Here is an 11,514-nt window from a genome sequence, read left to right as displayed (position 1 = left end):
CCGGGCGCAGGACGGGTGGAACGCCCTCTGATGCTCCTCTTACGCCGCCCTCACCACCCTTGACGGGATTCTTGCGGCCGCCACCCGGCCCCGAGGTGGCGGCGGCCGGGGGCGGGTGGCGCTCCGCCCGGGCCTGGCCGCCGTGTCTCACGCCGCGAGCTCTGCGACCGGCTCGGGTTCGAGACACGTACCGGTCGGGTGCGGCGAGCGGTGGCAGGCACTCGGGGCGGCGGGGCACTGGCCAGGAGCGCCGCCGCCCGGCGCGGCGGTCAGGCAGAGCCGCGGCGTCCAGGCTTACTGGGCACGGCAGGTCCTGAGGTAGCTGAGGAACGATGCCTGCAACCCCGTCACATGCGTTTCGTGCAGGAGTGCGCTGGTGACGGATCCGCCGCGGGAGGTGAGGCGGTGAAGAAACGTGGCCGTGTGCTGCGTGAGGTTCTGGTAGACCGCCAGGTCTCCGAGCATCTCCTGCTCGTTGAAGGTCACGTGCAGCTTGGTGTCGGGCAGAGTGTCACCCATTGCTTGAAGACGCGCGAAGACCTGACTGTCCGCATGGACAATGCCGGGGCTGCCCGCGCCGATGCTTTCGAAGAAGGCGCTCTTGGTGAGCCAGGCGTAGAGACTGAACAGTCCGCCGTAGGAATAGCCGAAGAGGCCGTGACCGCTCGGGGCTGTGCCGTAGTCGCGTTCGATCCGCGGGTGCAGGTCGTCGGTAAGGAAGTCCAGGAACATATCCCCGCGGCTGTCGCTCAATTCAGCGAGGTAGGCGTCGGCTTGCTCGCGAGTCGTCGTGCCCGCTTCGACCCCCATCTCCACCGCATCGATGTACTCCTTCGCGATGGGTTCGCCGGGCGGCACGAGGTCGCGGTTGCGCAACCGCTCCCAGTGCTCGGCTTCCTCGCCCGCGTAACCCACGCTGACTTGGACGTAGGGCTGAATCGCCTGCATCGGGTCCAGTTGCGTGACGATGAGTGGGGCGGTCATGCCCACGGCCCAGTTGCCGTCGAGCACGTACACGACAGGCGCTGGCGCCGTGGCAGGGTCGTAGCGCGGTGGTGTGGTGACCCAGACGCCGTAGTCGTGCCCACCGCTGGAGCGCATCTCGAAGTAGTCGGTGTGGGCGAGGCAGCCCTGCCACATGGTGCTCACCTGAGGTCCTTTACGATGTGGCCGCCCTGGATGACGAGGACGGCGTTGGTGGGGTCGGAGAACAGTTCTGGGTCTTCGAGCGGGTTGCCGTTCCACAGAACGAGGTCTGCCTGCGCGCCGGGAGTGATGACACCCACCTGGCCGGACAGGCCGAGGATCTCGGCGTTGGTCCGGGTCGCCGCCACGAGCGCGTCCATCGGCGTCTCGAGGGCTGCGCGCAGGCTGAGTTCTTTGCCGCGACGGTCCTGGGCCGGACCGATGAGGTCGGAACCCAGCCCGATCCGTACTCCTGCGTGCTTGGCGGCAGCGAGCGCCTTCGCCATCTGTTCGCGTGTGCCCTTGGCTCGGTCGCGGGTCGACTCGGCGAGACCGGCTCCGGCGGTGTCGTGCAGCAGTTGCTCGACGACGGCGAAGGTGGGCACCAGGGCAACCTCGCGAGCGGCCATCAGGGCCGCTGTGGATTCGTCGAGGCCAGTGCCGTGCTCGACACAGCGCACCCCGGCCTCGACCGCATTCCGTATGCCCTCGTTGTTGTGGGCGTGAACGGTCACATAGGTGTTCCGTGCCGCAGCTTCTTGAACTGCGACAGCGATCTCTTCGACGGTGAACTGGGTGTCGGTCAGCCGATCATGTGCGCCCACCACTCCGCCGGTCACGCAGAGCTTCAGGAAGGAGGCTCCGCGACGGAAGGCTTCGCGGACGTTGTGTCGCAGCTCGTCCGCGTTGCCCGCCATCATGGACAGGGCGCACAGGCCCGCGATGTGGTGGTTGCTCCACAGCTCGGTGGGTTCCCATGCGGCTCCGTAGTAGCCGTGCCCGCCGATCTGGCACTGAACGGGTCCGCACGACAGGACGCGCGGCCCTCTGACCTTGCCCTTCGCGATCGCGGTGACGACACCGCCGTCGATCCCGCCGGTGTCGCGAACGGTGGTGAAGCCGGCGTCGAGCGTCGCGCCGGCCGTGGCGAAGATGTCCGCCGCGATCTCGGCTGCGCTTATCTGAAACGAGAAGTGCGGCTGGATCGGGCTCGACAGGCCCAGGTGGACGTGAGCGTCGATCAGGCCGGGCGTCATCGTCAGTCCCTCGGCATCGAGACGCTCGCCGTGCGCGCTGGAGGCACCGAGTCGGGTGATGCGGCCGTTCTCGATAGTGATGTCGAGGTTGCTGGGATCGCGCCCCGATCCGTCGATGACTGCCGCGCCGACTACATGAGCAGGTCCCATGATCGATCCTCCGCCGTTGCGAGCTGACTGCGACCATGTGCGTAGCAACACAGAACCGCCCATCCGTCTTTTCCAATGGATAAACTGTGGGAGTGATCCTGTCAACCTCGGAACGCAAGGGCAGCGCACGCGAGCGACTCCTGGCACGGCTTCTCGACGCCTTCGGCGAGGCCCTTCCCCCGCCGGAGATGTCGCTCCGTGAGATCGCCGCCCGGATCGAGACCAGCCACGCCCTGTTGCGATACCACTTCGGGTCGCTCTCGGGCGTCTTGGCCGCCATGCTCACGGCGCAGCGATCCCGTGACAACGAGGCACTTCTGGACGCCGCCCAGCAGGGCACCTTCGACGATTTCGTGGTGGCGATCTGGCGTGCTTACACCCGGCCAGAGCAGCTGTCGCGTGTCCGCGGCTTCTTCTACGTCGTCGGACTGGCCGCGTACGGCCCCGAGGACTTCCGTGCGTTCGTGGAGTCGATCGGCGACCTGACCGTGATGCTGTCCTCACTCGCGGAACGCGAAGGGCTCGACCCGAAGGAAGCGCGGGATGTGGCCACCGTCACCATTGCCGCGATTCGCGGCCTCTTCTTGCAGGAAATCCTGACTCCCGGAACCCGCCCGGAGGACGCGGTCACCTTGATCCTGCGCATGAGGGAGGGCCGATCCATTCCACGATCACGTCCGGAGCGTTGAGCGGGCCCTCGGCCCGTGCCGCCGCCTCACCTGATCCCTCGGGCCCTGTCTGCGGACGCGCTGACAAGCGGCCTCGACCGGCGGTTGCGGAGGGTCGCCTCGCGTGACCCACCGGCGGCCGGCCTCGTGTCAAAGCCGTGCGAAGCCAAGAGACCACGCCAGACCCCGTGGGGCCAGCCACTGTGCCAGCTCGATCGTTCCGGCGGTCTTCGCGGTGGCCGAACGACAGGGCGGCGTCCGGGGTCCGACCTGATCGCCGCGGTCGCGGCAGGACAGGACCTGTTCGCACGGCTGCGCCGCAACGTCGGCTGGCGCAAGGACTGGGAACCTGCCGGCCGTGCTGGGAGTATTCGCCGCTACGGCGGCGGCGGGCCGCGCCATGGGCCTGCCCGGCGAGCGCCTGGCCGACGCCCTGGGCATCGCCAGCATGCGGTCCAGCGCCGCCATGGAAGTCGTCGCCGGCACGGGCGGTGACTTACGGGCGATGTACGCAGGGTTCTCCGCCAGGGGAGCTGCTGGCGCAGAAGGGCATCACCGGAGTCCCTGACCTCTTCGCAGGCGAATACGGCGTCCTCAGCCCATACTTCGGGGGTAATGACGACCGTGAGGCGATCCCTGACGGACTGGGCTCGGACTATCAGGGCAGCCGAACGCTCTGCAAGCCCTGGCCCGCGGTCGGCACCGCCCACAGCCACGTCCACGCCACCATCGGCCGCATGGCCGACCACCGCCTGGTCCCGGACGACATCGACGAGATCCGGGTACATGTCGGCGACTACCACGATCTGATGTACCGCCCGGTCGATGCACGACGCGCCCCGGCCACTCTCGTGGACGCGAAGTTCAGCCTGCCGCACCTGGTGGCCGGCGCCGCCACCCGCCGTACCATGGGAGCCCCCTTCCGCGCCCTGGCGGCAAGACATCGTCGCGCGGCCGGAGGAGCGGCCGGAGGAAACGTGACCCGCCAGAGCCCGGCGTGGTCTCGCCTTACGCGGTCAGCCAGGTGCTCGCGGTGGTACGCGCGGCCAGCGCGGCGGCGTCCGGGGTGACCCCGATGCCCGGACCCGTGGGCAGGTCGAGGTGTCCGTCCCGGAGCACGAACGGTTCGGTGAGGTCGTGCTCGTAGTAGCGGGCGGAGCCGGAGGTGTCGCCCGGCACGGTGAAACCGGGCAGTCCGGCCAGCGCGACGTTCGCCGCGCGGCCGATGCCGGTCTCGAGCATCCCGCCGCACCAGACGGCCACGCCATGGGCGCGGCAGACGTCATGAACGCGCCGGGCCTCGAGGTACCCGCCCACACGCCCCGGTTTGATGTTGACGATCCGGCACGCCCCGAGCGCCAGCGCGTCCGCGGCCCCCTGGGCGGAAACGATCGACTCGTCCAGGCAGATCGGCGTACGGATGAGCCGTGCCAGCTCCGCGTGCTGGCGCAGCTGTTCCTCCGCGAGCGGCTGTTCCACGAGCAGCAGTCCGAAGTCGTCGAGCCGCGCCAAGTGCCGGGCGTCGGCGAGGGTGTACGCGGCGTTGGCGTCGACCTGCAGCAGGATGTCGTCGCCGAACCGCTCCCGCACCGCGCGCACGGGCTCGACATCCCATCCGGGCGCGATCTTGAGTTTGATCCGCAGATAGCCCTCGGCGAGGTAGCCGCCGACGACGTCGAGCAGCTCGGGCACGGAGTCGAGGATGCCGACCGAGACCCCGGCGGGCACCCGGTTCCGGGTCGCGCCCAGGTAGTCGCCCAGTGACTCGTCACGGGACCGCAGCTGCGCGTCGAGCACGGCGGTTTCCAAGGCGCCCTTCGCCATCCGGTGCCCGCGCACCGGTGCGAGCAGTTCCGCGACCTCCTCGGCTCGCACCTCGCCGCGTTCGAGCAGCCGCGGGCCGAGGAACCGTTCCAGCACCTCCGCCGCGCCGGCCACGTATTCGGAGGAGTACATCGGCGTACCGAACGCCACGCATTCGCCCCAGCCCTCGGCTGCGGGGGTGACCACGCGGACGAGCAGCAGGTCCCGTTCGTGAACGGTGCCGAAGGATGTGCGGAACGTGTTCCGCAACGGCATCGTCACCCGGATCAGCTCGATTGCCTCGATCTTCATTCGGTTTGTCCTTTCGGGAAGGCCGCGAGCACGGCGGCGGCGATCGCGGATCGTTCGGTCAGGGCCGCGACCGACACGTGTTCATGGCGGGCGTGGGCACCGTCACCGACCGCGCCGATCCCGTCGAGCACCGGGACTCCGGTCGCGGCGGCGAAGTTTCCGTCGCTGGCGCCGCCCACGGACACCTCGGCGAGGTCCGCCCCGAGTTCCGCGGCCGCCGCGCGGGCGAGACCGGCCATGGCGGCGATCGCGGGGGTGCGTTCCATCACGGGCCGGTTCCACTCTCCGGTGACGGTGATGCCGGCCCGTGGGTCGTGGGGTTTCAGGCGCGCGAGCGCGTGGTCCACCCGGTCCGCCTCGGCCCGGCTGGCGACCCGCACGTCGACCCGTGCGGCGGCTCGCCCCGCCACCACGTTGATCGCGCTGCCGCCTTGTACGAGGCCGACGTTGACCGTGGTACCGGCCGCCGGATCGGCCAGCGCGTGCAGTTTCAACGTGGCCCGGGCCATCTCGTCGATGGCGCTCACCCCCTTTTCCGGCTCCAGCCCGGCGTGCGCCTCGCGTCCGGTCACGGTCACATCGAAGATGCCGACGCCCTTGCGGCCGGTCTTCAGCGCACCGGCGGCGCTGCCTTCGAACACGAGGACGGCCGCCGCCCCGGCGCAGGCACGCTCGATCACCGGGCGGGAGACAGGGCTGCCGATCTCCTCGTCGCCGTTCAGCACGAGCCGGACCGGGGGCGCCTGGTGTCCGGTCGCGGAGAGTGCGCGCAGCGCCCAGACCGCCTGCACCAGCCCGGCCTTCATGTCGAAGATCCCTGGCCCGGTCGCCCGGTCGCCGTCCACCGTGCACGGCCAGTCGGCGAGCGTGCCCGCCGGCCACACCGTGTCGTAGTGGCCGAGCAGGACGACCGGCGCGCAACCGGTACCGGCGAACTCGAGGGTGAGCGTGTCCCCGTGCGAGCCGCCGTCGGTACGGGAGCGGTGCCGCGGTTGTCCGAGCATGCCGGTGACCCACCGCTCGAGCCGGGCCAGCCCGCGATCCAGCAGTGCCGGATCATCGCTGGGGGTTTCCTGACCGACGAGGTCCAGAACGTCGTCCAGCACGTGCCCGCGGTGCCGTTCGAGCCATCGGTGCAGGCCCGCGACGTCGACATCGCGCAGTGTGGAGGGGTCGGGTACGGCCATCATCGCCATGCCTCCTGTGGGGTCCTCTCGTCGTTCGCGGCCACCGGCCGCTGCAGGGTTTCCGGCAGGCCGAGGACGCAGACGGCGACGAGCGCCGCGACCGCCAGGCCCAGCAGCGGCACACTCCACGTGGCCCTGCCGGAGGAGACGAACACCAGCGTGGCCACGGTCGGGGCGAGCCCGCCGCCCAGCGCGGCACCGAGCTGGTAGCCCAGCGACGCACCGCTGTAGCGGACCGTTGCCGGGAACTGTTCGGCGATCATCGCGGGCGTCGCGCCCTTCATCGACGCCGTCAGCGGTGAAGCCAGTGCGAACGCCAGGTGGAACAGCACCGGGTTGCCGTTCTTCACCAGCCAGAAGAAGGCGAACAGGTAGACCCCGGTCAGCACCGCGCCGACGAGCACGACGGGACGCCGGCCGAAGCGGTCCGCCAGCGCTCCGGACACCAGCGAGAAGATGGTGGCGCCGGTGAGGAAGACCGCCTGTGCCCCGAGACTTTCACCGGTGGAATGGCCCACCGCGACGGCGTAGGTGAGGAAGAAGGAGAAACCGATGTAGGCGATGGCGTTGTAGCCCAGGCTCAGGCCGAACGTCAGCAGCAGCGCGCGGGGGTGGTGGCGGACCACGGTGACCAGCGGAACGGCCGGTGGTGCGCCGGAGTCCGCCTGCCGCGGCACGTCGTCCGCGCCCTGGCGAGCGACCAGGCCGACGACGATCAGCAGACCGCCCAGCAGAAACGGGATCCGCCAGCCCCAGGTGAGCATCGCGTCCGGGAACAGTGCGTTCATGGCCGCGAAGACGGCGATCGCCAGCAGTCCGCCGATGCTGATCCCGGCGCCGGTGAAGCTGCCGTAGAACGCCCGTCGGTCCGGTGGTGCGGACTCGACCCCGTACAGGGCCGCGCCGCCCCACTCACCGCCCGCGGCGAGGCCCTGCACCAGGCGCAGCACCACGAGCAGGACGGGTGCCCACACACCGATCACCGCGTAGGTCGGCAGCAGCCCGACGGCCATCGTGGACAGCCCCATCGTGGTCAGCGTGAGGATCAGCATCCGGCGCCGCCCGACACGGTCGCCCCAGTGCCCGGCCAGAATCCCGCCGAGCGGGCGGGCCAGGAAACCGGTGCCGAACGCGGCGAAGGCCAGCAGTGTGCCGACGAGCGGATCGTCGGCGGGGAAGAACAGTTTGTTGAAGACCAGCGAGGCTGCGGTGCCGTAGATGAGGAAGTCGTAGTACTCGAGCGTGGTCCCCATACAGGACACGAAGAAGATCTTGAGCATGCCGGGGCGTGCTCCGGGTGGTGCGGCCATCCAGCCACCCTCCTTGACGCGCTAGGCGCCCCTTGGTGACGAAGTCGTGCAGCAGTTTTACAGTGACCGCCGCATTCAGGCAAGGATTCTGCAAGAAGCGCCTGATTCAGTCACCTGCCGCCGATGGTGGCGTACCTGCACGGTGGCCGAGCCGATAGGCTGCCTGATCCATGCACTGTCAGTGGCGTGGACGCCGGTTCCGCGCACCGCGTGACGAGAAGAAGGGCGCCGATGGCGGACGATGACAAGCTGGACGACGCCGACCTCGACCTGATCGCTGCGCTGCAGCACGCGCCCCGGGCACCCTTCGACATGCTGGCGCGTGTGCTCGGCAGCTCCGCGCGCACGGTCGGGCGCCGGCACGGCCGTCTGCTGGACGAGGGTCTGCTCCGTGTCATCTGCGAGGTGGACTGGTCGCTGCTCGCCGAGGGACCGCCCGTGCACCTGTGGATCGACACCGAACCCGGGCGGGCCCGGGAGGTCGCCACCGCCCTCGCCGACCGGGCGGACACCGCGCACGTCGGCATCACATCCGGGCACGGGGACGTCTACGCCGTCCTGCAGGGGATGACCCGGGCGGCGACCAGCCGCGCGCTGGTCGACGACATCCCGGGCACCCCGGGCATCCGCGGGGTACGGGCGCACTGGAGTCTGCGGAGGCTCACCAGTTCCGCGGCGTGGCGGCTGCCGCGGCTGACCGCGGACCAGGAGGCGGCGCTCGCCGCGCACACCGCGGCCGAGGAGGGCAACGACCCGAACCTCGGCCCGTTGGAACGCCAGGTGGCGGCCGTACTGCGGGACAACGCCCGGGCCCCCTACTCCGACCTCGCCCGCGCCCTGGACGTCTCCGAGTCCCGTGCCCGGCGCACGGCGACGGCGATGTTCGCCTCGGGACTGCTGCGCCCCCGCGTCGAGGTCGAACCGCGACACCTCGGCTACCAGGTCGAGGCCGTACTCGAAATCTCCTGCCCGCCGAGCGCGGCCACCCGGCTGAGCGCAGCGCTCGCCGCCCACCCGGCCACGCGGTTCCTCGCGCTCATCGGCGCGGCCGGCACCTTCGTGTGCGACGGTGTGTTCCGCGACGAAGGAGACCTGGCCGATTTCATCATGGGTGGGGCCGCCGCGGACGTCGAAGTCACGGCCGTCGCATGCACGCTGCAACTCGAAGTCGTGAAGCGCTACTGGCGGCGAACGCAGCACCCGGAGCGTCCGCCGGGACAGGGACGCCGGCCCGCGCCTGGGAGCCTGCCCGCAGGCTGACCCCTCGGCGCGGGCGGCGGGCTGTTCCCTGGACCTCGCCGACCGGCCACTTCTCCGTCACGTTCGGCGTACCGAAGCGCATCGCGGCCCCGGGCGGCCGCCGCGCGATCCTGACCGCACCCGGCGCGGCTGGCACCACCACGTCACCCTCGTCACCGCCGCCCAGGCCTTCCTCACCCTGCGGCGGCTCGACCCCCCCAGCACCCACGCCGCCTGATCCTCTACCAGGTCCTGGACACACTCCAGGACCTGCTGCGGTGCTGGACCGGCACCTGCACCACCTGCGGCCGACCACTCACCACCAGCAGTACCAGAACCAGAACCTAACGAAGCACTCCTGGGGGCCGCAGTCTGAGTACTATGCGCACCTGCGATTGAGTACCCGGATCAGTGTGCCGGGCCCGCTGAACGGTGTTGGCTCGAGGCATGAACGAAACAGCCCACTCTTCAACGCTCCCGGCCCAGGCGACTACGGGAAGGGATCGCTCCCGTTTCTGGTCCTTTCTGTGTGCCGTCCTCTTCGTGCCGGCGGCTCTGGCGGCCGGTGTGCTGACCCTGTCGTCCGAGCGAGCGTCGCGCTGTCTGACGTACGGGGAGCAGTGCGCCCCGGGACTGCCCGATTGGCTGTTCACATGGGGCGTCGGCCTCGGCGCCATCGCCTGTGTCATCGCCCTGGCCGCGCCCGTCGCACGGGTGCGGCAGGTGGCGCTCGCCGCCCAGGTCCTCGCGGAGTGCGCGGCACTGCTGGTGATCCTCAGCCACGTGTGACCCGCCGGCCGACTCCTTCGGCGCGGGACGACGGCCGGTGGGTGGGCACAAAGGCGGCGCGGATCGCCTTTACTCGCACAGGGACCGGTTGTCGGAGGCTGCGGAAGGGTGACCAGGGACGGTTGATGGGGACCTTTGAAAACGGCTCTGTTTGCGGTTCCGTGAACCCCCAGGTCAGGTGCGGGAACGGGGGATCATTCGACCGTTGGGCTCCCGTAGGGTCGTGGTCCGGCTCCGGGTGCGCCGGTACTTCTGCGACCGCAGGAGCTGTTCCCGCAGGACGTTTGCCGAGCAGGTCGCCGGGCTGACCGAACGGCACTGCCGGTCGAGCGTCGGGCTGACGAACTGGCTGCGGTCGATCGCGGTCGAGCTGGGCGGCGGTCCAGTGCCACCGGCTGCGGCTGGCCGTGGGCCGGACCCGGCTGCTGCGGCTGCTGAAGGCACCGGCAGGGCCGGACCGTGCCCCGCGGGTGCTGGGAGTGGACGAGCTCGCCTTCCGCAAGGGCTGCGCCTATGGCACCGTGCTGGTCGACGTCGAAGCCCGCCGGGGCGTGGACGTCCTGCCCGACCGCACCTCAGAGACGTTCGCTGCCTGGCCGGCCAAGCATCCCGGTGCCGGGATCATCTGCCGGGACCGGGCCAACGCCTACACCAAGGCAGTCAAGGAGGCCGCCCCGGACGTGCTCGAAGTCGCTGGTCGCCGGCACCTGCTTCAAAACCTGTCCGCCGCGGTGAAGAAGACCTGCCACCAACACCGCAACCGCAACTGCCTGCGCAAACACACCGAGGAGGAGGCGACGGTGGCGAACCTGCCGGAGCCGCCGCCGATGCTGTTACCGCCCGCTGAGCTGCCCCGCACCCAGATCGTCGAGCGGATCCGCCACCGCTACGAGGACATCCACCGCCTGCTGGAGAAGGGCTGAACGCTCAAGCGAGCCATGTACGGACGTGCCTCCATCGAACTGCTCCGGACCCGCGTCCAGCCACGAGTTCCACCGCGCTTTGGTCGAAGCCGTTTTCATGCGTCGCCGTCGCGGTACGTTCGATCATCTACCAGGCTGTACGGCGTGGACGGAATTACTGGAGGCACAGTCCTCGCCTTGATCGGTGTCCTTCTCGGGACCGCAGGAGCACTCGTGGGGCAGCACCTGGCGACGCGCGTCGAGGTGCAACGGGATCAGCGGCAACGCGCGGACGCAGAGCGCACTGAGCGGAAAGAAGCCATCCTGAGCTTCCTGGCTGCCGCGCAACGGGTCGAATTGATACTGGATCGCAGAAAACTCGGCCTTCCGGATCCCGAAGACCCGGAAGACGAGAAGCTGCATGACCTGTGGCTCGCGAAGAAGGCCGTTGAGCTGGTCTGCTCGCAGGAGGCGGCCCAGACCGCTCATGACTACACCAACGCACTCCATGCACACATGCGCAACACCATCGCGACCGGACAGTCGCCCACCAAGCGCGAATGTCGCTATGCCTTCATGGAGGCGGCACGCGACGGGCTGGAAAGCGGCCGACCTCGAATCCGGCGATCACCTCTCGTCCGCCATGAGCACGGCCTTCACGGAACTGAGGTCAACAGCCTCCAGAAACGACCGGGGTTGCTCGTCGCCTCACCCGGTCCGCCGTTCAACGGAGTGGGGAGTTTCACCGAGCGCCACGGTTTCCGGCCGGGCCGCCCACCCGGACAGTCCGTCACGGCCCTGGACGGGCTGGCTTTCGGGCGCCCCCTCTCCGTTGTGCCCGTTCGCAGGTCAGGGTCCTGTTCTTGGACAGACGCGGCAGGTTTCGGCTGGAGCTGACCGCTACGGAGTCCGACACACATGATCCGCAGGGC

General features: G+C 69.7%; 12 protein-coding genes. 7 read left to right on the top strand and 5 right to left on the bottom strand.

Annotation, left to right across the window (positions count from 1 at the left end; genetic code table 11):
* Window positions 1–294 precede the first annotated feature (294 nt).
* Both AXW62_RS12910 and AXW62_RS12905 read right to left on the bottom strand, forming a co-directional pair.
* Complete coding sequence (locus tag AXW62_RS12910; protein ID WP_244502690.1) at window positions 295–1,140, bottom strand: alpha/beta hydrolase; 846 nt, start codon at window positions 1,138–1,140, stop codon at window positions 295–297.
* A 5-nt stretch (window positions 1,141–1,145) separates the two neighbouring features.
* Window positions 1,146–2,372 (bottom strand): metal-dependent hydrolase family protein, encoded by a 1,227-nt coding sequence (locus tag AXW62_RS12905; protein WP_060944643.1) that lies wholly within the window; start codon window positions 2,370–2,372, stop codon window positions 1,146–1,148.
* 92 nt (window positions 2,373–2,464) lie between these two features.
* On the opposite strand from AXW62_RS12905, the gene AXW62_RS12900 reads away from it, so the two are divergent.
* From AXW62_RS12900 to AXW62_RS47085, 3 genes are all read left to right on the top strand, one after another.
* A complete protein-coding gene (locus tag AXW62_RS12900) occupies window positions 2,465–3,061 on the top strand; it encodes a TetR/AcrR family transcriptional regulator (protein ID WP_060944642.1) in 597 nt (198 codons plus the stop codon).
* A 337-nt stretch (window positions 3,062–3,398) separates the two neighbouring features.
* Window positions 3,399–3,608 carry a hypothetical protein gene (locus AXW62_RS45085; RefSeq protein WP_060944641.1) on the top strand — a complete coding sequence of 70 codons (210 nt, stop codon included), beginning with the start codon at window positions 3,399–3,401 and terminating at the stop codon, window positions 3,606–3,608.
* Window positions 3,532–4,110: an MmgE/PrpD family protein gene (locus AXW62_RS47085; RefSeq protein WP_211282324.1), complete on the top strand. Its 579-nt coding sequence runs from the start codon at window positions 3,532–3,534 to the stop codon at window positions 4,108–4,110. The genes AXW62_RS45085 and AXW62_RS47085 overlap by 77 nt, the downstream gene beginning before the upstream one ends.
* Here the strand turns inward: AXW62_RS47085 and menC are convergent.
* From menC to AXW62_RS12880, 3 genes are read right to left on the bottom strand one after another with little or no spacing between them, the layout of a single operon-like run.
* Complete coding sequence (menC, locus tag AXW62_RS12890) at window positions 4,049–5,155, bottom strand: o-succinylbenzoate synthase (RefSeq protein ID WP_060944640.1); 1,107 nt, start codon at window positions 5,153–5,155, stop codon at window positions 4,049–4,051. The two genes, AXW62_RS47085 and menC, sit on opposite strands and share 62 nt — an antisense overlap.
* The gene (locus AXW62_RS12885) at window positions 5,152–6,345 is read right to left on the bottom strand and encodes a M20 family metallopeptidase (protein ID WP_252368585.1); all 1,194 of its coding nucleotides are present in this window, start codon (window positions 6,343–6,345) and stop codon (window positions 5,152–5,154) included. The genes menC and AXW62_RS12885 overlap by 4 nt, the downstream gene beginning before the upstream one ends.
* A complete protein-coding gene (locus tag AXW62_RS12880; protein ID WP_060944639.1) occupies window positions 6,342–7,652 on the bottom strand; it encodes an MFS transporter in 1,311 nt (436 codons plus the stop codon). The genes AXW62_RS12885 and AXW62_RS12880 overlap by 4 nt, the downstream gene beginning before the upstream one ends.
* Before the next feature lie 231 nt (window positions 7,653–7,883).
* Here AXW62_RS12880 and AXW62_RS12875 point away from each other — a divergent pair, with 231 nt between their 5' ends.
* From AXW62_RS12875 to AXW62_RS43885, 4 genes are all read left to right on the top strand, one after another.
* Window positions 7,884–8,912 (top strand): Lrp/AsnC family transcriptional regulator, encoded by a 1,029-nt coding sequence (locus AXW62_RS12875; protein WP_079115597.1) that lies wholly within the window; start codon window positions 7,884–7,886, stop codon window positions 8,910–8,912.
* 522 nt (window positions 8,913–9,434) lie between these two features.
* On the top strand, window positions 9,435–9,680 hold the full coding sequence (locus AXW62_RS12870) for a hypothetical protein (RefSeq protein WP_060944638.1): 246 nt from the start codon (window positions 9,435–9,437) through the stop codon (window positions 9,678–9,680).
* A gap of 479 nt (window positions 9,681–10,159) precedes the next feature.
* A complete protein-coding gene (locus AXW62_RS12865; RefSeq protein ID WP_159060865.1) occupies window positions 10,160–10,603 on the top strand; it encodes a transposase in 444 nt (147 codons plus the stop codon).
* A gap of 213 nt (window positions 10,604–10,816) precedes the next feature.
* Window positions 10,817–11,479: a hypothetical protein gene (locus AXW62_RS43885; protein WP_159060864.1), complete on the top strand. Its 663-nt coding sequence runs from the start codon at window positions 10,817–10,819 to the stop codon at window positions 11,477–11,479.
* The last annotated feature ends 35 nt before the right edge of the window (window positions 11,480–11,514 follow it).

The sequence above is a fragment of the Streptomyces hygroscopicus subsp. hygroscopicus genome, assembly GCF_001553455.1.
GTDB classification, from domain to species: domain Bacteria; phylum Actinomycetota; class Actinomycetes; order Streptomycetales; family Streptomycetaceae; genus Streptomyces; species Streptomyces hygroscopicus.
This window is presented reverse-complemented; position numbering and strand designations above follow the sequence as displayed.